General features: G+C 55.0%; 21 protein-coding genes. 4 read left to right on the top strand and 17 right to left on the bottom strand.

Annotated elements, in window-relative coordinates:
• Window positions 1-17: 17 nt before the first annotated feature.
• The 3 genes from JM93_RS10645 to JM93_RS10635 all read right to left on the bottom strand — a co-directional run bounded on the left by JM93_RS10645 (window position 18) and on the right by JM93_RS10635 (window position 3,495).
• Window positions 18-1,304, bottom strand: coding sequence for a M16 family metallopeptidase (locus JM93_RS10645; RefSeq protein WP_145343104.1), 1,287 nt, complete (start codon window positions 1,302-1,304; stop codon window positions 18-20).
• 4 nt (window positions 1,305-1,308) lie between these two features.
• Window positions 1,309-2,715 (bottom strand): threonine synthase, encoded by a 1,407-nt coding sequence (thrC, locus tag JM93_RS10640; RefSeq protein ID WP_145343102.1) that lies wholly within the window; start codon window positions 2,713-2,715, stop codon window positions 1,309-1,311.
• 183 nt (window positions 2,716-2,898) lie between these two features.
• Window positions 2,899-3,495, bottom strand: a complete 597-nt coding sequence (locus tag JM93_RS10635) for a YqgE/AlgH family protein (RefSeq protein ID WP_145343100.1) — start codon at window positions 3,493-3,495, stop codon at window positions 2,899-2,901.
• Window positions 3,496-3,673: 178 nt separating this feature from the next.
• Here JM93_RS10635 and JM93_RS10630 point away from each other — a divergent pair, with 178 nt between their 5' ends.
• Window positions 3,674-4,510 carry a protein-disulfide reductase DsbD domain-containing protein gene (locus JM93_RS10630; RefSeq protein WP_145343098.1) on the top strand — a complete coding sequence of 279 codons (837 nt, stop codon included), beginning with the start codon at window positions 3,674-3,676 and terminating at the stop codon, window positions 4,508-4,510.
• A gap of 80 nt (window positions 4,511-4,590) precedes the next feature.
• A complete protein-coding gene (locus tag JM93_RS10625; RefSeq protein WP_145343096.1) occupies window positions 4,591-5,076 on the top strand; it encodes a peroxiredoxin in 486 nt (161 codons plus the stop codon).
• A 53-nt stretch (window positions 5,077-5,129) separates the two neighbouring features.
• Here the strand turns inward: JM93_RS10625 and JM93_RS10620 are convergent, their stop codons facing one another.
• From JM93_RS10620 to coxB, 8 genes are all read right to left on the bottom strand, one after another.
• The gene (locus JM93_RS10620) at window positions 5,130-5,930 is read right to left on the bottom strand and encodes an SURF1 family protein (protein WP_208995086.1); all 801 of its coding nucleotides are present in this window, start codon (window positions 5,928-5,930) and stop codon (window positions 5,130-5,132) included.
• Window positions 5,920-6,297: a DUF983 domain-containing protein gene (locus JM93_RS10615; RefSeq protein ID WP_145343094.1), complete on the bottom strand. Its 378-nt coding sequence runs from the start codon at window positions 6,295-6,297 to the stop codon at window positions 5,920-5,922. Before JM93_RS10615 ends, JM93_RS10620 begins: the two co-directional genes overlap by 11 nt.
• 93 nt (window positions 6,298-6,390) lie before the next feature.
• Window positions 6,391-7,263, bottom strand: coding sequence for a cytochrome c oxidase subunit 3 (locus JM93_RS10610; protein ID WP_145343092.1), 873 nt, complete (start codon window positions 7,261-7,263; stop codon window positions 6,391-6,393).
• Window positions 7,264-7,311: 48 nt separating this feature from the next.
• Window positions 7,312-7,914 carry a cytochrome c oxidase assembly protein gene (locus JM93_RS10605; protein ID WP_145343090.1) on the bottom strand — a complete coding sequence of 201 codons (603 nt, stop codon included), beginning with the start codon at window positions 7,912-7,914 and terminating at the stop codon, window positions 7,312-7,314.
• A 10-nt stretch (window positions 7,915-7,924) separates the two neighbouring features.
• Window positions 7,925-8,086 (bottom strand): hypothetical protein, encoded by a 162-nt coding sequence (locus tag JM93_RS21720; protein ID WP_170230622.1) that lies wholly within the window; start codon window positions 8,084-8,086, stop codon window positions 7,925-7,927.
• The gene (locus tag JM93_RS10600) at window positions 8,083-9,021 is read right to left on the bottom strand and encodes a heme o synthase (RefSeq protein ID WP_145343088.1); all 939 of its coding nucleotides are present in this window, start codon (window positions 9,019-9,021) and stop codon (window positions 8,083-8,085) included. The genes JM93_RS21720 and JM93_RS10600 overlap by 4 nt, the downstream gene beginning before the upstream one ends.
• Before the next feature lie 142 nt (window positions 9,022-9,163).
• Window positions 9,164-10,759: a cytochrome c oxidase subunit I gene (gene ctaD / locus JM93_RS10595; RefSeq protein ID WP_145343086.1), complete on the bottom strand. Its 1,596-nt coding sequence runs from the start codon at window positions 10,757-10,759 to the stop codon at window positions 9,164-9,166.
• A 74-nt stretch (window positions 10,760-10,833) separates the two neighbouring features.
• The gene (gene coxB, locus JM93_RS10590) at window positions 10,834-11,760 is read right to left on the bottom strand and encodes a cytochrome c oxidase subunit II (protein ID WP_145343316.1); all 927 of its coding nucleotides are present in this window, start codon (window positions 11,758-11,760) and stop codon (window positions 10,834-10,836) included.
• Window positions 11,761-12,274: 514 nt separating this feature from the next.
• Between coxB and JM93_RS10585 the strand changes: the two genes are divergently transcribed.
• Window positions 12,275-12,820, top strand: a complete 546-nt coding sequence (locus JM93_RS10585; RefSeq protein WP_425280820.1) for an invasion associated locus B family protein — start codon at window positions 12,275-12,277, stop codon at window positions 12,818-12,820.
• On the opposite strand, the gene JM93_RS10580 is transcribed toward JM93_RS10585, so the two are convergent.
• Together JM93_RS10580 and tldD are read right to left on the bottom strand one after the other, a co-directional pair.
• Window positions 12,802-14,616, bottom strand: a complete 1,815-nt coding sequence (locus tag JM93_RS10580) for a monovalent cation:proton antiporter-2 (CPA2) family protein (RefSeq protein ID WP_145343083.1) — start codon at window positions 14,614-14,616, stop codon at window positions 12,802-12,804. The two genes, JM93_RS10585 and JM93_RS10580, sit on opposite strands and share 19 nt — an antisense overlap.
• 147 nt (window positions 14,617-14,763) lie before the next feature.
• Entirely contained in the window at window positions 14,764-16,188 is a 1,425-nt protein-coding gene (tldD, locus tag JM93_RS10575; protein ID WP_145343081.1) for a metalloprotease TldD, read from the bottom strand.
• A 209-nt stretch (window positions 16,189-16,397) separates the two neighbouring features.
• Between tldD and JM93_RS10570 the strand changes: the two genes are divergently transcribed.
• Window positions 16,398-16,610 carry a DUF2093 domain-containing protein gene (locus tag JM93_RS10570; protein ID WP_145343079.1) on the top strand — a complete coding sequence of 71 codons (213 nt, stop codon included), beginning with the start codon at window positions 16,398-16,400 and terminating at the stop codon, window positions 16,608-16,610.
• 8 nt (window positions 16,611-16,618) lie between these two features.
• Here the strand turns inward: JM93_RS10570 and lpxK are convergent, their stop codons facing one another.
• The 4 genes from lpxK to JM93_RS10550 are packed head-to-tail and all read right to left on the bottom strand — an operon-like array spanning window position 16,619 to window position 19,905.
• Window positions 16,619-17,590 carry a tetraacyldisaccharide 4'-kinase gene (lpxK, locus tag JM93_RS10565; protein WP_280114418.1) on the bottom strand — a complete coding sequence of 324 codons (972 nt, stop codon included), beginning with the start codon at window positions 17,588-17,590 and terminating at the stop codon, window positions 16,619-16,621.
• 53 nt (window positions 17,591-17,643) lie between these two features.
• Entirely contained in the window at window positions 17,644-18,864 is a 1,221-nt protein-coding gene (locus tag JM93_RS10560; protein WP_208995085.1) for a 3-deoxy-D-manno-octulosonic acid transferase, read from the bottom strand.
• Between the two features lie 58 nt (window positions 18,865-18,922).
• Complete coding sequence (locus JM93_RS10555) at window positions 18,923-19,627, bottom strand: lysophospholipid acyltransferase family protein (protein ID WP_145343073.1); 705 nt, start codon at window positions 19,625-19,627, stop codon at window positions 18,923-18,925.
• 38 nt (window positions 19,628-19,665) lie between these two features.
• Window positions 19,666-19,905 carry a DUF4170 domain-containing protein gene (locus JM93_RS10550; RefSeq protein ID WP_145343071.1) on the bottom strand — a complete coding sequence of 80 codons (240 nt, stop codon included), beginning with the start codon at window positions 19,903-19,905 and terminating at the stop codon, window positions 19,666-19,668.
• Window positions 19,906-19,931: the final 26 nt, after the last annotated feature.

Genomic DNA, 19,931 nt, shown 5'->3' with positions numbered 1-19,931 from the left:
TTCCGCCTCCCCGAAGTCTATAGCGCAGCCCTGCGCAGTTGCGGCGTATTCAGCCGTTCGGTGATGTCGACAACTGGCATGATGTTTTGAACCGGCCCGACAGCAGTGAGGGTCGGGGTCGATTCCAGGAAGGTTTCATGGGCCACACGCCGAATATCGGCAACAGTGACATCATTAATTTTTCGGGAAACCTCATCCATCGTCAGGACCCGACCATGAACAAGGATTTGTCTTGCAATCTGGCCAGCCCGGGCCGTTGGACTTTCCAGTGCCATCATAAGACCAGCACGAATCTGCGCACGGGACCTGGCCACTTCTTCATCCGATATCGTATTTCCGGCGTTGGCAAGTTCGTCCAAGATCACAGGCATCAATTGACCGAGATCTTCCTCGCTGGTTGCAGCATGAAGTCCAAAAAGCCCTGTATCGGAAAAAGCCCAGTGAAAACTGTAGATTGCATAACATAGGCCGCGGTTTTCACGAATTTCCTGAAACAGGCGCGAGGACATCCCCCCTCCAAGCACCGAAGCCAGGATCTGGATTGCATAGTAGTCTTTTGAGCGATAGGGGCGCCCCTCAAATCCGAGAAGAACCTGCGCCTCCATGAGATCCTTTACAATGCGCCGTTCGCCACCGACATAGCGGGCGGTATCATCTGGAACAGCCGGTTCCGGCTGGATTTTTTTGAATTTTTCTTCGGCCAATTGCACAAGGGCTTCATGATCAACCAGCCCGGCTGCCGACAATACAAGATCCGGCCCCCGATAGCGGTCGGCAAGATATGTGTGAAGCGCCGGTGAGGTAAACCCTTTGACTGTTTCCGGCGTCCCGAGAATCGGGCGCCCTATGGCCTGGTCCGGCCAAGCAGTCTCCTGGAACAAGTCGAAAGCTTGGTCCTCCGGGCTATCGTGCGCAGCGCCAATCTCCTGAAGGATCACATGCTGCTCGCGTTTGAGTTCCAGAGCATCAAAGCTGGAATTCTGCAGGATATCGGCCAGCATTTCGACAGCCAGTGGCACGTTTTCAGCCAGAACACGGGCATAGTAATTGGTGTGTTCAATGCTTGTCGAAGCATTCAGCTCACCGCCGACGGCCTCGATTTCCTCAGCGATGTCACGCGCCGAGCGTGTCGCTGTGCCCTTAAACGCCATGTGCTCGAGCAGATGGGTAATCCCGTTTTGATCCGGCTTTTCAGATCGAGATCCGGTACGAACCCATATACCAAGCGCAGCAGTTTTGAGATGCGGCATCCGGTCGGTAACGACGGTCATGCCATTGGACAGCCGGGTCGATTTCACTTCCATACGATCAAACCCCGCTCTTTACGGCGCGGGCATGGGTTTCAATGAAACGCTCAACAGCGGATTGCTCTGCAGGAAGTATTTCCTGCTGCTCTTCCGCCTCCATCATGGGCTTCAGCTCGTCCGGAAGCTCTGGCCGTACGCCACATGCCGCCTCCACAGCATCCGGAAACTTGGCTGGATGGGCAGTGCCAAGCACAATCATGGGAGAATTCAATGATGCGTTCTCTCGGGCCACATGCACCCCTATAGCCGTATGGGGATCCAGTAAGTAGCCGGCTTCCTCCAGTGTATTCGCGATTACGGCTGCTGTCTGCTTGTCGTCGCAGCGCCCAGCAGCAAACTTTTCCCGGATCGCCGCCAGTGGCCCGGCCTCGATTTCAAAACTGCCGGACTGACCAAGTTGGTTCATCAATCTGCGCACGGTATGTCCGTCATGACCGTAGACCTCGGCAAGCAGACGCTCGAAATTCGATGAAATCTGAATATCCATGGAAGGGGCGGTCGTTGCGGAAACACCGCGCATCTCATAGCGGCCGGTCTCAAGAGTACGGGCGAGGATATCGTTGACATTGGTCGCAACCACAAGCGTGTCTACCGGCAGGCCCATTTTCATGGCGGCGTAACCGGCGAATATGTCGCCGAAATTTCCGGTCGGCACCGTAAACGACACTGGACGGTGCGGCGCGCCAAGCGCGACGCCTGAGACAAAATAGTACACAATCTGAGCTAGGATCCGCGCCCAGTTGATTGAGTTTACGCCCGACAGTGCAACGCGGTCGCGAAAACCAAAATTGTTGAACATGCCTTTTACGATGGTCTGGCAATCATCGAAGTTGCCGGTCAGCGCAAGCGCATGAACGTTGCCTTCCTTTTGAGTCGTCATCTGACGGCGCTGCACATTGGAGACACGCCCGTCCGGAAACAGAATGAAGATATCTGTGCGTGCACGGCCTTTGAACGCGTCAATCGCAGCCCCGCCGGTGTCGCCTGACGTTGCTCCCACGATGGTCGCACGCAGACCGCGCTCTTCCAGAACATGATCCATCAACAGCCCAAGAAGCTGCATTGCTACGTCTTTGAACGCCAGCGTTGGCCCGTGGAATAGTTCCAGGACAAACTCATTTTCACCGGTCTGAACCAAAGGTGTGACCGCCGGATGGCGGAAGCCCGCATAGGCTTTCGCGATCATGGAACGCAAAACGTCGTCCTTGATGCACCCGCCTACAAACGGCTTGATCACTTCATAAGCAACGTCTCGGTAAGGTTTGCCCGCAAATGACGCGATTTTCTCCGCGCTGAATCGCGGCCATTCGGCCGGGAGATAAAGCCCACCGTCCCGAGCCAGCCCTTGCAAGAGTACATCAGAAAAATCGAGAACAGGTGCCTCGCCGCGCGTACTAAAGTATTTCACCGCGGACTCGCCTCCAAAATTGTTGCTTTTATGGAGGTGCCCACCTCCAAAGTTTTGTCACACTAGTGCAAACCGCACGGAATTTAAACCAGTGCATGAGTATTGCCAGCGAAGTTTATCGCCTTGGACACTGCGATTGCTCATTCCCGTTGCACCAGCGCAAAAAAGCGGTGTGCGAGGGCATCAGGCATGGCCGGCTTCGCCATATAGCATCGCCGGGTCGACGCCTATGGAGCTCAATGCCTTCTGCCACTTGGTATCGAATTCGGGATCAAAAATGATCGCCTTGTCAGCTTCACAGGTCAGCCAGCCATTGGCTTGGATCTCGCGCTCAAGCTGCCCGGGAGCCCACCCAGAATATCCAAGCGCAAGAATGGCGTTTTCCGGCCCGCGTCCATCGGCAATGGCTTTCAAGATTTCTAGGGTCGCGGTGAGGCAGACGCCATGGGATATCTCAAGCGTGGACCGTTCGATCACATAATCGTCGGAATGCAAGACGAAGCCGCGCTCTACTTCGACCGGCCCACCCTTAAAGACGTTCATTTGCTTGATTTCGTCAGGCAGCAAAATCGCAGTCTCATCGTTGAGAATGTCCAGCTGTAAAAGCAAGTCCTCGAGCGAAAGATGCTTTGCGACCTGATTGAGAACCAGCCCCATGGCCCCCTGATCAGAGTGCGAGCAGACATAAATGACAGAATTCTCGAACCGGCCATCCGCCATGTTCGGCATGGCAATCAGAAACTGTCCTTCGAGAGAATCCGCCGCCGGTAAATCTGCCATATGAACGCTCCGTGTTACCAAGGCTCAGATTCCAGCCTACAGGCTGGCGCACAAGTTGTTAATGGTCTGAAGGACGCACCGCCTAAAAATCGCCACTCACATTCTCGTAACGCAGATATGACGCGCGAGGCTTGAGCCATCAGATGACGGATCGCCGCGGCTCGGCTAATAGTAACGAATGGCAAGTCTTTTTCGATACATTCTGATTGCAATCGTGACTGTCGTGAGCACGCCCGCAGTCGCCGTTTCCACCGACTGGATTGAAGTTCATGGCGGAGCTGTCCGGCTGATCTTCGACGGGACTCGTGAAGGCACGGCCTATCGCGGCGGGATCGAATTTCTTCTTGAACCGGGCTGGCACACCTATTGGCGCAACCCCGGAGAAGCGGGCATACCGCCCCAGATCGACGGGAGTGGCTCATCAAATCTCCAAAGCCTAGATATTAGGTTTCCAGTGCCTGATATCTATAATGACGGCTTCTCGACATCTGTCGTCTACCACGACGGGATCATACTGCCACTTTTTGCAGTACCGGCAGATGCCGGCCAGCCGATCCAACTGGATCTTTCGATGTTTTTCGGGGTTTGCAAGGACATTTGTGTCCCTGGAGATGCCGAGTTCAGCTTGCAGCTTGAGCCGGGAATGAAAGAAGATCGCCTGGGCGCCCGCCTGATTGAACGCGACTTGAAGCGGGTACCGAAGAGTGTTGCCATGAGTGAAAGCCCGATCACGGCAATTGACATTGTGAATCTCGACGGCGCCCCTGTTGCGCACATACAGACTTCGGCACCCAAAGACGGGGAAACCCCGGATCTTTTTGCGGCCGGTCCAAGTGGCTCTTACATCGGCCTTCCCCTTCTGCGCGCGCAAAGCGCCGATAGGGTTTCGTGGGACCTCGATCTTACGGGGTTAAAACCCTCGGAATCGGGGGTGGCATACCTTGATCTCCTTTGGGTAAAAAACGGAAGCGGCTTGGCGGTGCGCCATATTCTTCCCGAAACCTCCTCCAACTAAAATCAAATTAGAGCTTCCCTCTTCGCTGATCTGGCCCTATCTCGAGGGAGCGCTCACTTATTGTTTTCGGAGATTTTGTTATGGCACTCAAAGTTGGTGATCAGATCCCAGAGGCGACCCTCAAGACGATGTCCGGCGATGGCCCGACTGAAGTGTCGACCAAGGACCTGTTTGGCGGAAAGACAGTTGTCCTATTTGGCGTTCCAGGAGCCTTTACCCCTACCTGCCACATGAACCATTTGCCCGGCTTTATCGAACATGCAGACACGATCAAATCCAAGGGTGTTGATGAGATCGCCGTGCTGTCAGTCAATGACGTCTTTGTGATGGACGCTTGGGCCAAGGCATCCAACGGCTCAAACAGTATCACTTTCCTTGCGGACACTACGGCCGAATTTGCCAAGGCTGCTGATCTCGCGCTTGACGCACCGATTTTCGGCCATACCCGGTCCCAGCGGTTTGCGCTGATCGCCAAAGACGGCAAAGTCACCTACATCAGCATTGAAGAGAATCCGGGTGAAGCAAACGCGACAGGTGCAGCGGCAATTCTTGAAGCCTTGAATTGATAACACCCCCGACAGTCTATCTTGCAGAACGAGAGCCGAATTGGCTCTCGTTTTTATTTGCCCGGATTGCTCTCGGGCCTAGGCCAAACGACTGACGCCGCATAGGCCAAAAACACGCCGACCAGCGTTGCAGCAAGACCAAACCAGGTCAGCGCGTACCCCAGATGATCATTTTTGAAACGGACAATTGTTTCTCCAGCCTGCGGTAGGCCGGTATTTGGGGTATGGACCTGATCCAGGTCGACGCTGTACGGCGCGAGTTTGTCTGCTTCAATACCCAAAGCGTTCCCCATCGCATTGGTATCGCGGGCAAACCAGATCATTGTTTCAGTGCTGGCAGAAGGTGTTGTCCAATTCGGCTGCTCGGAAACCCGAAGTAGACCAGTCAGCGCGCGTTGCCCATCCGGCGGCACAGTCGCATCGGCTGCAACGCCGTCCGCAAGGCCTTGCGGGATGAACCCACGGTTCACCAGGACAACCATACCGTTCAGCGTTTCAAAAGGGGCGTAGACCAGATAGCCCGGACCGTCGTAGTGCCCCGTCGCGTCATTCAATGCCGTGTAGTAGAATGCGGCGCCGGGCAAAAAGCGGCCGGTAACGCGAACATGCGTATAGTCCCACTGTTCGGGCGCTGCGCTGGTCCACTGAGAATGATCCGGCAGTGGCACTGGCGGTTTTGTTACGTCCTCACGCACCTTTTCGATCAACGCCTCTTTCCAGGCTAAGCGGTCCAATTGCCAAAAACCGAGATTGAGCAAAACAACCAAGGCTGCCGCTGCCGCCATAGCCGCCCAGGCGAGCCTCAGCAATGGTTTTCTCCGGTCGTCTCCTGACATGCCCGCATCAATCGTCAAGTTCACCCTCCTTGGCATTGTTTTGAAATTGCAACGCGATCATCAGCCCCTTCAGAGGCCGCAAAGCGCCAGCAGCAAGCACAACAGTCAATGGCAACCACAGAACCATGTGCACCCATATGGGAGGCTGGTAGGTCAATTCCACTGCCAACACCAGACCGACAACGATAAACCCAACAATCATGATAACGAATACTGCGGGTCCGTCGCCGCTATCAGCAAAATCGAATCGCTGACCGCAAACGGCGCAGGCGGGTTTTAGGGATAAAAATCCGTTAAACAACTTGCCTTGTCCGCATGACGGACAGGCACCTGACAAACCCGCTTTGACAGGGTTTGCTTTTGGGAAGTCCGCTTTTCCAGTCATGTCTCTCACCAAATGTTTGGCGTAGAAAAGGTAAAACGCCCACGCCAGATCTGGCGCGGGCGTTTCTTACTGATTTAACCCGGACGAGTGACCCTAGTGTGCAGGTGGCGCGCCCGCACCCCAGATATAAATCGCTACAAACAGGAACAGCCAGACCACGTCGACGAAATGCCAGTACCATGCGGCCGCTTCAAAACCGAAGTGTTTCTCAGGCGTGAAATGACCTGCCAGCGCACGGCCAAGACAAACAGCCAGGAAGACAGTACCGACAAACACATGGAAGCCGTGGAAGCCGGTCGCCATGTAGAATGTTGCACCGTAGATGTTTCCGCTGAAGTCGAAAGCGGCATGGGTATATTCATAGACTTGGCAGATCGAAAACAAAACGCCGAGCAGAACCGTGAGTGTTAGACCCCATTTGAGGCCTTCGCGGTCATTGTGAAGAAGCGCATGGTGGGCCCATGTTACCGTGGTGCCGGAACACAGCAGAATGAGCGTATTTAATAGCGGCAGGTGCCAGGGGTCGAATGTTGCAATGCCCTCCGGCGGCCAAACGCCGCCAGTGGCTTCAACACGCTGATAATTAATGGCCTCCCCCGCGAACAGGGCAACATCAAAGTAGGCCCAGAACCACGCCACAAAGAACATCACCTCAGAGGCAATGAACAAGATCATTCCATAGCGCAGGTGCAGTGAAACGACGCGCGTATGATAACCCTCACGGGATTCGCGAATAGTATCGCGCCACCATGCATACATCACATAGAGGACGATCGCCAAACCGACCGCAAACAGCCCCCATCCGGTGAGATCGATACCGAAAAGAACAAATTCGGACCCTTGCGCTAGGCGCATAAAGCCGATGGCGCCAAGCGCCAAGATAAACGCGCCCACCGATGCCAGAAATGGCCATGGTGACGGTTCTACCAAGTGGTAATCGTGGTTTTTGGTGTGTGCCTCAGCCATTGGCTTGCTCCCCAACGCAATCAGGGCCGCTCTTGTTGTTGAGCGGCATCAAAGCTTCGTTTCAACAGACGCATCTACCCGCGCCGCAACCGGTTGTGTCGGTGTTTCCACCGGGAAAAATGTGTAGGACAGCGTGATTTCTTTCACGTGCGCCAAATCCGGATCGTCATTCATGTCTGGATCAACAAAAAACACCACTGGCATGTCGATGTTTTCGCCGGGTTCAAGCGCCTGCTCGGTGAAGCAGAAGCACTGAATTTTATTAAAGTAACTCCCAGCTTCGAGCGGTGTGACATTGAACGTTGATGTCCCGACAGTAGGCATATCGCCCGTGTTCATCGCTACATAAGACAGCTGACCGGTCTCACCCATTTTCAAAGTCACCGTACGCTGCTCCGGCTTGAACGACCACGGCAGCTTTCCGTTCACGTTGCCGTCAAACCGGATGGTGATTTTGCGGTCTATGACCCGGTCGCTTTCATACTCTGCGACCTGAGTTGTGCCGCCAAATCCGGTAACCCGGCAAAACAGATCATAAAGCGGGACAGCTGCATAAGCAGCGCCGATCATGAATGTGAACATGCCAGTGCATGCCAGTGCAACTTTCAGATTGCTCTTACCATTCGTGTCGGTCGTCTTTGGTTCGGTCAACTCAATAACCTCACAACGCTCTGTTCATGATTTCGGGGCCCATCTTTACGATGGTTACGACGTAAAACAAAACCACAAGCGCACCCAGTGCGAAAGCTATTGCGATCGAGCGAGACCGGCGCCGCTTCGTTTGTTCCGCAGTCAGTTTAACGCCATCATTTTCCTGGGTCATCCGAGGATCCTTCCGGCAATGCTCTCCACAAACAACAATGCGAACAGCAAGAATAGAAAATATATCGAATACTTGAACAGCCGAAGGGTCGCTCTGCGTGCAGCATCCCCTTCCCTCAATCGCCAGACATCAAACGAAAGCCATACAAACGCAGCCCCAAGGCCGGCGGATGCGATTCCATAAAACGGGCTTGCATAGCCGAGCAGATAAGGAGAAATTCCGATTGGTGCCAGAAGGATAGAATACACCAGGATCTGATGACGGGTTGATGTCTCGCCTGAAACAACCGGCAACATCGGCACACCAGCGGTTTCATAATCCCCTTTTTTGAACAGTGCTAGAGCCCAAAAATGTGGTGGGGTCCACATAAAGATAATCAGAAAGAGCACGAAACTTTCGAGGCTCACGGTTCCCGTGACGCTGGCCCATCCAATCATGGGCGGAAACGCTCCCGCCGCACCGCCGATGACAATGTTCTGGGGTGTCGAACGCTTCAGCCACATCGTGTAAATGACGGCGTAGAAAAAGATGGTGAAGGCGAGGAACGCCCCCGCAAACCAGTTCACCAAGAGTCCGAGAATGAGCACCGATCCGATGGAGAGTGTCATGCCAAAGGCAAGCGCCTCTTCGGGTGTTACTTTACCGTCCGGTATCGGGCGTTTCGATGTACGTGTCATGACGCTGTCAATGTCGGCATCATACCACATGTTCAACGCCCCAGACGCGCCTGCACCTACGGCGATACACAACAACGCCACTCCTGCAATAACAGGATGAAGCGTTCCGGGCGCGAGCATCATACCGACGAATGCAGTGAAGATTACAAGCGACATCACCCGCGGCTTAAGCAGCGCGATATAGTCACCGACCGACCCCATGCCGCCGTCCCAAACGGCGTTGTCTGTCATCATGTCCTGGCGCTCTGCGAGCGACATTGGCACGTCCCTTATTCTGTTCTTGGCTTCCGCAACCCATGACGGTGCGGGAACTGCTCCGCTTTTCAAGCAATCGCGCACCGCGCCATGTTAGGCGCGGTGCGATTTCAGGGCCGGCTCGTTGGTCAGCCGGTCTGAGACCTTATTTGATCCGTGGCAGGGTCTCGAACTGGTGGAACGGAGGCGGTGATGACAGCGTCCACTCCAAAGTTGTTGCGCCCTCACCCCACGGATTGTTACCGGCAACTCGCTTCTTCATGAAGGCCTCCACAATGCTGTAGATGAAGACCAGCACAGCGAACGCGGAGATGTATGACCCAATCGAAGAAACAAGGTTCCAACCAGCCAGCGCATCTGGATAGTCGGCATAGCGGCGCGGCATGCCGTTGAGACCCAAGAAGTGCTGCGGGAAGAAAATCAGGTTCACACCGATAAAGGTGATCCAGAAATGCGCGTTTCCGATCGCCTCGTTGTACATGTAGCCAAACATCTTCGGAAACCAGTAGTACCAGGCAGCGAAAATGGCGAACACAGCACCGAGCGACAGCACGTAGTGGAAGTGGGCAACCACGTAGTAGGTGTCGTGGAAAGACCGGTCGAGGCCTGCGTTCGCCAGCTGAACACCGGTAACTCCGCCGACAGTGAACAGGAAGATGAAGCCGATCGCCCAAATCATCGGGGTCTTGAACTCAATCGAACCGCCCCACATCGTTGCAATCCAGGAGAAAATCTTCACTCCGGTTGGAACCGCAATCACCATTGTGGCAGCAACAAAGTACGCTTGGGTCTCGGACGACATACCGACCGTATACATATGGTGGGCCCACACGATGAACCCGACGACGCCGATGGCAACCATGGCATAGGCCATGCCAAGGTAACCGAATACCGGCTTGCGAGAGAACGTGGAAATGATGTGACTGATGATACCAAAACCCGGCAAAATCAGAATGTAGACCTCAGGGTGCCCGAAGAACCAGAAAAGGTGCTGGAACAAAACCGGATCACCGCCGCCCGACGGATCAAAGAATGTTGTGCCGAAGTTGCGGTCTGTCAGCAACATGGTGATGGCGCCAGCCAATACCGGCAAAGACAAGAGCAGCAGGAAAGCTGTGATCAGCACCGACCACGCAAACAACGGCATCTTGTGCAGGGTCATTCCCGGCGCACGCATGTTGAAGATTGTGGTGATGAAATTGATTGCCCCTAAAATGGACGACGCACCTGCGATGTGAAGCGATAAAATCGCCAAATCCATCGCCGGCCCGGGCTGACCGGAGGTTGAGAGCGGTGGGTAGATTGTCCACCCCCCGCCTACACCATTACCGCCTGGAGGACCTTCAACAAACAGTGAGAGTATGAGCAGCAGGAAGGCTGGCGGAAGCAACCAAAACGATATGTTGTTCATCCGTGGGAACGCCATATCAGGCGCACCGATCATGATAGGCACGAAATAGTTCGCGTACCCGCCGATCATCGCCGGCATAACCATGAAAAAGATCATGATCAGACCGTGTGATGTGGTGAACACATTGTAGGTGTGCGGGTTTGCGAAATACTGTAGTCCCGGCTCTTGAAGCTCAAGGCGCATGCCCACGCTCAAAAGCCCACCTACGATCCCCGCGAAAATCGCGAAGAACAGGTACATAATGCCGATGTCTTTGTGGTTCGTCGAATAGACGTACCGCCGCCATCCGGTCGGATGGTCATGCTCTGCATGAATATCGGTCGCAGCCATCTAGTGCTCCCTCGTTGACCTTCAACTGCGCGCCGGTATCTGCCCCGGCGCGGGTTGGTTTAATATTTAGCCGCTTAGTTTGCAGCGACAGAAGTCTGCTCACCGCCAGATTTGGCAGCGAGCTTTTTGTCCTTTTCAGCTGCGATCGACGCCATCAGCTGCTTATTTGCGTCACCTAGATCGTCTTGAGCCGCGCTCGCCCATTGCTGATACTGCTCGACCGATACCACGCGGATCGCTAGGGGCATGAAGGCGTGCAGGTTGCCGCAAAGCTCCGAGCACTGCCCGTAGTAAACGCCAGTCTCGCGCGCACGGAACCATGTTTCGTTCAGGCGTCCAGGGATCGCATCGATCTTGAGTCCCATCGAAGGCATGGCGAATGCATGGATCACGTCTGCCGCGGTAACCTGGAGCCGGACCGTTGTGTCGACCGGAACAACCATTTCGTTATCAACAGCCAGCAAGCGCGGGACTTCAGCCAATGGAACGCCTCGCTCCTCAGCAACTTCCTGGCGTGCTGCAAGATCGCGTTCCGCGTTGGTCGCGTCGCCCACCATATAAGAGTCGAAGAAAAGACCACCCATGTCTTCGTCGGTGTACTCGTAGCCCCAGTACCATTGATACCCGGTCGCCTTGACCGTCATCTGGTACTCGGGAATGTCGAGCTGCTTATAGAGCAAGCGGAACGACGGAATGGCGATGACCACCAGTATCAGGATTGGAACAACGGTCCACACCACTTCGATCATCGTGTTGTGCGACGTGCGCGACGGCACTGGGTTGGACGATGCCCGGAACTTTACCGACACATAGACCAACAATGCGAGCACAAACAACGTGATTACGGTGATTATGACCAACGTAAAGCTATTGAACCAGGTGATGTCGTCCATCACCTCGGTTACGGAATCTTGATAGCCAAGCTGCCAGTTGGTCACGCCGCCATCATTGGCGAACGATGCGGTGGCGGCCCACGCGCTCGCACCCATCGCTGTTGTCATAGCCAAGAGACGTTTGAAGACTGCCTTCACGTCTATGCTCCCTTCCCTCAACCGCCGCCCATCGGCGCGATATTCAATTTCGTGAACCCGTATCGGTTCTTTGACCGCCCGGCAACGACTTACCGTATCCGCAGGAGACCGCCGCGGTCGGCTAAAATCTGCCATTGATTATAAGATTGTAATCACAATCACAGACTTAGCGCGACTGGACCCTTGGTCTAAGCGGCGATCTGCCGCAGAACTCTTCGGACACAATTCCGGCGCACAAAAACCATAACCCGCGCCATTCTGCAATGTTTATGACGTGTTTTTGCGGCTTGAATGGTGTTGACAATGATTGATCAGGATCAACGACAGGGCAAAAATGGTGCAAAGCCGCAATACCGACATGTTATCAACCGAAGCAGGCTGGTCAGATTAACCATCATGCGGCAATCTGCGCCCCATCCCAGCACCTTGATTCGACCCGCGCGTTGAATGAGGTGCGAAAACAAATTTGGAGGACACTTTGTTCATCCGCCATGGCTTCGGTTCGATTGAAGCGCGAACACTCACAAAATTCCTGAAAGCGTGCGCCGCCGGGCTGGTGCTGAGTCTCGGCATACAGTTTTCTTCTGGCCCGGCTCTGGCTCAGGGAGAAATCAAATCAACACATGGCGACTGGCAAATGCGCTGCGACACACCTCCCGGCGCTTCGGGTGAGCAGTGCGCGTTAATCCAGAACGTCACCGCTGAAGACCGCGAAAACGTTGGCCTGTCAGTGATTGTCCTCAGAACCGCGGAAAAGCAGGCCCGTATTCTTAGGGTGCTTGCACCTTTAGGCGTGCTTCTACCCAACGGATTGGGACTGCGTGTGGACGACGCGGATATTGGACGCGCTGGCTTCATCCGCTGTTTGCCGAATGGCTGCATCGCCGAGGTAATTTTCGAAGATGAACTCTTGAACAGGATGAAGGCCGGCGCGCAGGCAACGTTCATAATCTGGCAAACGCCCGAGGAAGGAATCGGCATACCGATTTCTCTGAACGGGTTTTCCGCGGGCTATGACGCTCTTCCGTGAGGGTGGTCTTGGGGATAGGGGCTATCTGAGGTTTTGCTAGCAGCCTGGCGCGGCGTAACGGCGTGCAGCCGGTCTGCGCCGGCAAAAAGGCCTTCTTTGAGCTGCATTTCCAACCTTTCGCGGTCGCGCCGGCGCACATCCTCTTCGATTTCCTGAATCCGTTCTATCGGAGTTCCCAGCGCTTCGAGTGCGGCGCGACCGAAGGCAATGCTGGACTCGAATGTCTCGCGGATTTGGAAATCGACCCCCTGACGCGCAAGTTCCATCGCATGGGCCCGGTCGGTCGCCCGGCAGAAAAGACGGACATTTGGGAATCCGTGTTTGATCAGCTCGATGGACTTGGACATAACCCGGTCGTTTTCGACACACATCGCGATTAAAGCAGCCTTTCCAGCCCCTGCCGCCGACAGGACATCGGCCCGGGTCGCATCGCCATAATAAACCCTGTACCCGAGCTTTCGGGCATAGGCGATCCGATCCGGCCGTGTGTCGATGGCGGTGATTTCTAGACCTTCAGACGTCAGGATCTGCGCGACCATCATCCCGAAACGGCCGAAGCCGATGACCAGAACAGCGGGTGTGGCTTCTTCGAAAGTCTCGACAACAGGATTTTCGATTCCGCGCTGTTTGAGTTTTTCCGCGATCACATCAAGGGCAAGACAGGCGACTGGCGTCATCACCATGGTCAGGATGACGATCGCATTCAACAGATTTGCGGTCTCGAAATCGAATATTTGAAATGAGACTGCGGAGGTAAACAGCACAAAAGCAAACTCACCTCCTTGTGGGAGGGTGACCGCGATCCGAAACGCATCGGTTGTCTGAGACCCGGTTGCCCTGGCCAGAACCCAAAGAAACAACCCTTTTACGAGCATGACGACGATCACGCCGGACAGGACAAAGAGAAGATTGTCGGCGACCACCGAAAAACTCAATGTCATGCCAACGGCCACAAAAAACAGGCCCATCAACAACGAGCGAAACGGTTCAATGTCGGCCTCTAGAGTGTGCCGAAAGCTGGATTCAGCCAACAGCACGCCCGCCAAAAACGCGCCCAGCGCCATGGACAGGCCAACTGCGTGCATGACACCGGCGCTGCCCAGAGCCACCAACAATGCCGCGGTCAACATGACTTCGCGGGCACGGCTTGCAGCAAGAAACAGAAACAGAGGCGAGGCAAGATAGCGGCCAGCGAGAACAACGCCAGCGACCGCGGCGAGCGTCATAAAGACTTCGCTGACAATCTCACCTCCCGTGGAGGCACCGGTTCCCGGAGCAAGAATTGCAACCATTGCCAAAAGCGGGACGATTGCAATGTCCTGAAGCAAAAGAATGCCAAACGCGCGTTGACCGTAGGCGGATGAAAACTGCCCGCGCTCCTGGAGGATTTGCAAGGCAAAGGCCGTAGAAGACAGCGCCAATCCAAACCCCGCCACCAGTGCTGCATTTCGCGGAGTACCGATGGCAAGCGCAATTGCGCTTAAGACCACCCCGGTCAGCACCACTTGCGCTGTCCCGAGACCAAATATATCGCGCCGCATCCGCCAAAGTTTTTTCGGGTCAAGCTCTAGTCCGATAACGAACAGGAGCAGAACCACGCCAAGCTCGGCCACATGCAAAACATCTTCGCCAGACCCGAACAACCCGAGACCGTAGGGACCGATGGCTGCCCCGGCTGCCAGATAACCAACAACCGAGCCAAGGCCCAGCCGTTTGGCAATGGGTACCGCAATAACGCTGGCAGCGAGCAATATGATCGATTCGGTAAAAAACGGCGGTGCGCTCTCTGCGGCCATTTCCACTCCAAGCCATGGGGCAATGAGGTTCTAGAGTCGCGGCCGGGCGGCCGGACAGTTTCTCAATGGTATTGGAGTGTAAGGCCTGCTTCGTTGAGAAATCGCAACGAAGCAGCTTTTTAATGAGGTATTTAGCTTTTAAAGCCCCTAAACGGCTGTTCCGCCGACCGTCAGCCCATTCAAGAGCATGGAAGGCTGGCCAACCCCAACCGGAACCCCCTGCCCCTGTTTCCCGCATGTGCCGATGCCCGGGTCCAGTTTCATGTCATTTCCGATCATCGACACTCGGGTCAATGCATCCGGGCCGTTGCCGATCAGCATGGCGCCTTTAACCGGTGCTCCGACCTTGCCGTTTTCGATCTTGTAGGCTTCCGTGCAAGAGAAGACAAATTTGCCTGAGGTGATATCCACCTGCCCACCGCCGAACGAAACAGCATAGATACCGTCTTTCACCGACTCCAGAATTTCACCCGGGTCTTTGTCACCTGACATCATCACCGTATTGGTCATTCGCGGCATTGGAATATGTGCGAATGACTGGCGGCGGCCATTGCCGGTTGGCTCCATACCCATCAACCGCGCATTTTGCCGGTCCTGCATGTAGCCGGTCAAAATGCCGTCTTCGATGAGTGTTGTGCGGCTGGCGGGGGTTCCTTCATCGTCGACGGTTAGAGATCCGCGACGGTCCGTCAAAGTCCCATCATCAACAATGGTCACTCCAGGGGACGCTACACGCTCACCCATCAGGCCTGCAAAAGCGGATGTTTTCTTGCGATTGAAATCCCCCTCCAGACCGTGGCCCACAGCTTCATGCAGCAGGATACCGGGCCAGCCGGCTCCTAGGACAACGTCCATCGTGCCCGCAGGCGCTGGTTGGGCTTCCAAATTGACAAGCGCCTGACGCAGCGCTTCTTCGACACCTGCTTCCCAATTTTCAGCCGTGATAAACCGCTCAAAACCTTCGCGCCCACCGCATCCAAAAAAACCGCTTTCCTGCCGATCACCTTCGCCGGCAACCACGCTGATGCCAAGACGGACCAGAGGACGGACGTCACGCACCAGGTGACCGTCGGCGCGCAAGATCTGAACAACCTGCCAGTTTCCAGCGAGGGAAACAGAGACCTGGCGAACACGCGGATCTTTGGCGCGGGCGTAGGCGTCGATCTGCTGCAAGAGTTTGACTTTGTCCTCAAAACTGGGTTGGCCCAGTGGGTTAATGTCCGAATACAGACTGTTGTTCGTCCGTGCGGGGGCCGAAGCATAAGTGCCGGAGTGACCGGATTTAACGGCCTGAACTGCGTCCGTTGCCCGCTTTAACGCCGCTTTAGAGATTTCTCCGCTATGTGCATATCCAGCTGCTTCGCCAACAACAGCTCTCAAACCGAAGCCTTGAGTTGTATCGTAGTTCGCTGACTTCAGACGGCCATTGTCAAACACCAAGCTTTCGCTTTGGCGGTATTCGACGAATAATTCTCCGTCGTCGGCGCCGGATAGGGCATCGGATGTGATCTTTTTCGCCGTTTCAAGTCCAAGCCCTGAGGCCTCGATCAGATCTATCGGCATATCGGTCATTGAAGTGTCCTGACTTTTTTCGCTTAACCGGTGTTGTGGCATTTCCGAAGGAGGACGCGCAAGCACTTGGCCCCGCCTAGTACCTAGGTCACACTACCGGGAAATCATGCCTGTCTGCCAAGATCCAGATTACGGGTAAGGATGCTATTGCTCAAAGCAGAAACTCGGCCTAAAACACGGCGATATCAGTTCGACAATACGGACCTTCAATGAACCGCTACGAAAATCCCCGAATCCCGAGTGAAGCACGCGTCCGCTATCTGGATGGCGACTACCAGGTAGAGAGCCCGGGAACCTTTGTTCGGTGTGCGGTGACAGGAACTGCGATCCCGCTCGATGAGCTCAAATATTGGTCCGTTGAACTTCAGGAAGCTTATGTCGACGCGGCCGCATCCTTAAAAAGATATCAGTCAGCAGGTTGAGTTCGTTCTTACGGCGCGAAAAGCCGCTTTTTGAGGACGCGCATGAACTCCGCCAAATTTTCGATTTCAATTTGAACCTTGAAGACCGCGGTCATTTGCCGAAGCTGTTTAAATTCCGGCTCGTTTCGCGTTTCAAAACGCGCGAAATCCTTCTCTGTGGTCATGAGGGGCGTTTGGTGAAGTGCTGACAAATTCACCAGTTTTTCGGCGTCTTGTCGGGTGAAGGGATGGTGATCGGCATAAGGCACGCTGGTGACGACCTTGGCTCCCTCCCTTTTCAAGGTTTCAAAGAATTTTTCCGGCCTCCCAATGCCTGAAAACGCAATATACTCCTTGCCTGAAACCTCCTGCTGATCGCTGCAAGCCACCAGCTGGGTAGAGAATACCGGCAAGTTTGCTTTGGTCAAAACATTCATCGCTGCCTCGCCGGCCGCTGTTTTGCGGGTCGCACTTTCAACTGTGACCAAGATGTCGGCGAACTGAAGTTGCTTTTTGACGGGTGCCCGTAAAGGTCCGGCGGGAAGGCACTCTCCGTTTCCAAATCCGGTGCTGAGATCGACCAAGACAATGGAAAGATCCTTGTGAAGAGACGGATTTTGGAAGCCATCATCCATCAACAGCACATCTATTGGGCCCGCGCTGGCCATCAACGCCCCCTTGCCGCGATCCGCACAGACCACGGTCGGGGCGACCTTCGCAAGAAGCAAGGCTTCATCGCCGACATCATGAGCTGAATGGTGGTCGGGGTTGACCTGAACAGGCCCTTTCAAAGCACCGCCAAAGCCACGCAATAGAAACCCGGGGCGCTTTCCTGCTCGTTGGAGCTGCTTCGCAAGGCCAATGGAAAACGGGGTCTTACCCGTACCGCCGACTACAAGGTTTCCAATGCAAATAACGGGGACATGCACCTTCACGCTGGGCGCTTTATTCATGCGTCGCGCGGTAATTTCCCCATACACCCAGCCCGCAGGCAAAAGCATTTTAGACAGGGTGGACGGGTGTTCATGCCACCAAAAATCTGGCGAGCTTGCTTTCATCTGGCGCCATGTCCCGCGGCTTGTAAAAAAGGCGCCAAGGCGTCGAATGTTCGATCCAGAGCACCACGCCCTTCGTCGACGAGCGCCTGAGCAGCGCGAGCCATCTTCACCCCTTTGCCCGGATCTTCAAGAAGACCGGCGACAACCTCAGCCAGGTCGCCTTCCCGCTCAATCCGAATTGCAGCCTGCCTTTCCCACAAGAGCTTGTAGACCGCCCGCGCATTTTCCACCTTTGGCCCAGTCAACAGAGCGGTGTCAGAGCGGGCCGCTTCGAGCGGGTTGTGGCCGCCAACATCGGCAAAAGACCCGCCCAGAAATACCAGGGGCGCAACGGCGTAGAACAAAGCCATTTCGCCGATTGTATCGGCAACATAAACCTGTGTATCTGTTCCAATAGACTGCTCCGCAGCGCGCCGGCGACACGACAGGCTAGCCGTTTCAACCAGATCAACAATATCAGATGCGCGCGCCGGGTGTCGGGGCACCAGAATCAGGAGCAGATCCGGGTGGTTTTCTAACAGTAATGTTTGCGCCCGAAGGACAGCTTCGTCTTCTCCTGGATGCGTGAGAGCCGCGAGCCAGACCCGGCGTTGGCCAATCTGCTTTCGAAGGCTCTCCAATGCGCGCGCATCCGGTGCGTCCAATGGAGCGTCGAATTTCAGATTTCCGGGCCTCCTCACAGACTTGCAGCCAAGCTGTTCCAAACGGACAGCATCCGTTTGTGTTTGTGCCAGTGCCAAATCGATCATGGAGAACACATCGCGAGCCGCCCTGCCAAATCGGCTCCAAGCTTTGAAAGAGCGGTCAGACATCCGTGCGTTCAGCAATACCAAAGGGATGTCGTATTTCTTCAAGGTGCTGAAGGTTGCCGGCCAGATTTCGGATTCAACGGTTAAAGCCAAATCCGGGCGCCAATGTGCAATAAAACGCTCGATGAGCGGGACACTGTCGAAGACACAGTACTGATGAATTGCCTGTGTCGGCAACCTTTGGCTCGCCAGCTCCGCAGACGTTCTCGTAACCGTTGTCAAAAGAACCTGATACTCTTCGGCGCAGAGCTTTTCTATCACAGGCAGCACGGACATAGTCTCGCCGACACTAGCTGCATGGATCCATATCACAGGCCCCGACGGCCTATGCCGGCGTACGACCCCGAAACGTTCGGACGCACGATCAGGATCGTCGCGCCCGGTCTTTATCCGGACGAGCGACAACATATGCAACGCCGGCCACGCCAACCAGGTCGCGGCAAGATAAATCTTCAAGAGTAGGGATTTAGGCGCTGCCATCGGAGCGGCCGACCAACTCATAAGCGCGCTGCGTGGTCTTGTTCAAACCGTTCTCGACCGCCTGCCGCGCGCGCTCAAGGGCATTATCATCCACGTCCGATGGCACTGTGATCATGTCTCCAATGGCAATCGCTGCACGCCCGAACGGCAGGTTCACGCTCGCCTTGTCCCAGGAATTCAGCTCAATAGACCGGCTAGTTGCAACAGCAATCGGCAAGATCGGCCGCCCGGAATGCTTTGCCAGCTGGACAATACCAAGACCTGATACACGTGCGGGACCCTTGGGTACATCAGCGGTCATGGCAACGTTCGCCCCTTCACGGAGTGCCCGGATTGCCTCGACAAAGCCCCGCATACCGCCACGCTTTTTGATTTGATGCGCCTTTTGCCCTCCCGAGGCCCGAATTAGGCCAAGACCAAGTTTCTCGGCCGCAATTGCATTGATTTCTCCGTCCGCCGAGCGGGAGATCATGACCTTTACCGGCCAGCCGTCTGGACGGGTAAATGGCATCATGAAATGCTGGCCGTGCCACATGGCAACGATCACCGGCAGATCTGGCGGCAGCCGGTCATAGATGTCTGGCGGATCAATGACGAACCGATTGGTTGCGCGCACCAATTTTAGGTAGCTTGCTAACAAAGATCCGACGGCCCGGATGAAAACCGGATGCCGGCCAATACGCTTCATCATTCAAAACAAGTCCATAAAGAGATCGCGTTTCAACCCGGTCAGGCCGTTGCGTCCGGGTCAAGCAATCTGTGCATGTGCACGATGAAATAACGCATATGCGCGTTGTCGACGGTTGCCTGGGCTTTGGATTTCCAGGCCTTTTCGGCTTCTGCATAGTTCGGGTAAATGCCCACTATATCGAGTTGGTTCAGATCACGGAATGTCAGGCCCTCGGGCGATTCTAATTCCCCACCAAAGACAAGATGGAGCAACTGTTTGCCGGTTTGCGTTTCACTCATGTTTCGGTCTCGCGATTTCTCGAAAA

Origin of the sequence: Roseibium hamelinense (assembly GCF_007830545.1) — a bacterium.
In the GTDB taxonomy this organism is placed as follows: Bacteria; Pseudomonadota; Alphaproteobacteria; order Rhizobiales; family Stappiaceae; genus Roseibium; species Roseibium hamelinense.
The sequence above is the reverse complement of the archived record's forward strand: the minus strand, read 5'-3'. Positions and strand labels throughout refer to the sequence as shown.

Excerpts from the sequence above, each read along its gene's own strand:
- JM93_RS10600 (WP_145343088.1), bottom strand. The coding sequence starts at position 9,021 with ATGTCGCTCGCAGAGCGCCAGGACATGATGACAGACAACGCCGTTTGG.
- JM93_RS21720 (WP_170230622.1), bottom strand. The coding sequence starts at position 8,086 with ATGACCCAGGAAAATGATGGCGTTAAACTGACTGCGGAACAAACGAAG.
- ctaD (WP_145343086.1), bottom strand. The coding sequence starts at position 10,759 with ATGGCTGCGACCGATATTCATGCAGAGCATGACCATCCGACCGGATGG.
- JM93_RS10570 (WP_145343079.1), top strand. The coding sequence starts at position 16,398 with ATGAACCGCTACGAAAATCCCCGAATCCCGAGTGAAGCACGCGTCCGC.
- JM93_RS10555 (WP_145343073.1), bottom strand. The coding sequence starts at position 19,627 with ATGATGAAGCGTATTGGCCGGCATCCGGTTTTCATCCGGGCCGTCGGA.
- JM93_RS10645 (WP_145343104.1), bottom strand. The coding sequence starts at position 1,304 with ATGGAAGTGAAATCGACCCGGCTGTCCAATGGCATGACCGTCGTTACC.
- JM93_RS10635 (WP_145343100.1), bottom strand. The coding sequence starts at position 3,495 with ATGGCAGATTTACCGGCGGCGGATTCTCTCGAAGGACAGTTTCTGATT.
- JM93_RS10550 (WP_145343071.1), bottom strand. The coding sequence starts at position 19,905 with ATGAGTGAAACGCAAACCGGCAAACAGTTGCTCCATCTTGTCTTTGGT.
- tldD (WP_145343081.1), bottom strand. The coding sequence starts at position 16,188 with ATGACCGATATGCCGATAGATCTGATCGAGGCCTCAGGGCTTGGACTT.
- JM93_RS10630 (WP_145343098.1), top strand. The coding sequence starts at position 3,674 with ATGGCAAGTCTTTTTCGATACATTCTGATTGCAATCGTGACTGTCGTG.
- lpxK (WP_280114418.1), bottom strand. The coding sequence starts at position 17,590 with ATGCTTTTGCCTGCGGGCTGGGTGTATGGGGAAATTACCGCGCGACGC.
- JM93_RS10615 (WP_145343094.1), bottom strand. The coding sequence starts at position 6,297 with ATGACTGGAAAAGCGGACTTCCCAAAAGCAAACCCTGTCAAAGCGGGT.
- JM93_RS10580 (WP_145343083.1), bottom strand. The coding sequence starts at position 14,616 with ATGGCCGCAGAGAGCGCACCGCCGTTTTTTACCGAATCGATCATATTG.
- coxB (WP_145343316.1), bottom strand. The coding sequence starts at position 11,760 with ATGACAACAGCGATGGGTGCGAGCGCGTGGGCCGCCACCGCATCGTTC.
- JM93_RS10560 (WP_208995085.1), bottom strand. The coding sequence starts at position 18,864 with ATGTTGTCGCTCGTCCGGATAAAGACCGGGCGCGACGATCCTGATCGT.
- JM93_RS10625 (WP_145343096.1), top strand. The coding sequence starts at position 4,591 with ATGGCACTCAAAGTTGGTGATCAGATCCCAGAGGCGACCCTCAAGACG.
- JM93_RS10610 (WP_145343092.1), bottom strand. The coding sequence starts at position 7,263 with ATGGCTGAGGCACACACCAAAAACCACGATTACCACTTGGTAGAACCG.